This window comes from Parafilimonas terrae, assembly GCF_900115755.1.
Classification (GTDB): Bacteria; Bacteroidota; Bacteroidia; order Chitinophagales; family Chitinophagaceae; genus Parafilimonas; species Parafilimonas terrae.
The window spans coordinates 1-1,264 of the sequence record NZ_FOXQ01000040.1 but is presented as its reverse complement, the minus strand read 5'-3'; the positions used below and the strand labels follow the sequence as shown (position 1 = coordinate 1,264).

The window sequence follows — 1,264 nt, the reverse complement described above, 5'->3', positions numbered from 1 at the left end:
CGGGGCTAAATTGACGTCTCGTTTTCATTGTTCCTAAATTTACTGTGACTAAATTGTTTTACAATTTTTGTCCAGTCTTTTAGGGGGCTAAGACAACTTCAAGAGGCTTGCTTAATATTTTTGCAGCAACTAGAGATATATGACGAAAGACTTCTTGAAGAAGAAGTTTCTAAAGTAATTGACAAGTGCCCCGATAAATCTGTAATTGGCGTAGCTCATCTTGGTGGAGTTTCGGACAGTGGTGGAAGATTATCCTATAATCTAAGAGAGCTTTTTGAAAAAAACAATTTGGAAGCTAAAGAAATTAATGACAATTTGATTAGAAAGTCTGACGTAATTATTATGTATGACGACAATATAAATTCAGGGCTTCAGTTGTTAAACATTATGGGTGAACTACTAGATGAATTAGAAAAGCTGCCTAAAGAAATGAATTTACAAGAAAAGCATTTATCACCTTTAGTAACAGATGAGGCTAAGAAAAAATTAAAAGCAATGCCATTACATTTTTGCTTTATAGTTGGCTTTGAAGGGACTGAAAAGAAAATCAAAGAACTGTTAGCTACACACTTAGGATTCAATCAAGACAACATACATATTCACATAAACAAGCTATTTAAAAATTCGGGAAAAATCTTTAATGGTGGAGACTCTAAGTTTAACCACAAGGACAAACTAGAGCTTAAAGAGTTTATTACAAATGTTGGTGAACAGCTTCTGACCAATGAAAATAAATTGCCTGAAAAAATAGAATCCTGCAAATTAGGATATGCAAAAGCTGAAGCAATGGTTTTATTTCCATATAATATTCCTACAATGACAATTACTGCTCTTTGGTGCAGAGGAACAATTTCAGACGGAATACCTTGGGTTCCATTAGCAGAAAGAAGACGCAGAACAAAAGATGGAAAGTTTGTTGGCGAAGATTGATAAAATATTTAAGTAGTACAGCAGGCAACAAAAGGTTTGCCGCAAGGCTGGCGGACGGAATAACAATCGGCAGTTGTACTACTATCAACTAATATCGGGCTGACCGAATTCTATTCGGCTTTTAGTTGTTAACTTCAACATCAGTAATTCTAATCGGCTTCAGTTACCGGGCTGACACAGCAACAATTCCAGTCCTGCGGCAAGCCTCGAACGTTGCAGGCAATGCCATCCGACAGTTACGATTAACATGAGCAAGTAGACAAACAGCGTTCAAAATCAGACTCATAAAGACTTCTATTTTGTTCATGTCTGGCTTTGGCGCAGGATCGGATTC

At 36.6% G+C, this 1,264-nt stretch carries 1 protein-coding gene; it reads left to right on the top strand.

Features of this window, described 5'->3' with window-relative positions:
• Positions 1–63: 63 nt before the first annotated feature.
• Positions 64–930 (top strand): phosphoribosyltransferase-like protein, encoded by an 867-nt coding sequence (locus BM015_RS21265; protein ID WP_449406340.1) that lies wholly within the window; start codon positions 64–66, stop codon positions 928–930.
• Positions 931–1,264: the final 334 nt, after the last annotated feature.